Below are 233 nucleotides of genomic sequence, written 5' to 3' on the forward strand. Positions count from 1 at the left end.
TTGGATTTCAACTGTGATCGCGACAGCCAAATTGACGCATCATCTGTTCGATCCGCTCGACCGCCACGTGCTGGCGGACATGAGCGGCAAGCCGGTCGAACGCCTTTTCTTTGAGCGAGCGAAAGAGTCGGACGCCAGAAGGAGCGATTCCTTTTTGGCGGCGAATGTTGTTGAAAAACGCGGTGCGGAACGCATCGTTATGAAACAAATCGTGCATGTACGTGCCCAGCACC

1 pseudogene is annotated in these 233 nt (G+C 54.5%); it reads right to left on the minus strand.

Annotated elements, in window-relative coordinates:
- Positions 1-7 precede the first annotated feature (7 nt).
- Positions 8-233, minus strand: a pseudogene (locus tag U1T56_RS24415) (cobyric acid synthase); the annotation flags it as partial.

Origin of the sequence: Benzoatithermus flavus, from assembly GCF_037908215.1 — a bacterium.
GTDB lineage: Bacteria > Pseudomonadota > Alphaproteobacteria > Geminicoccales > Geminicoccaceae > Benzoatithermus > Benzoatithermus flavus.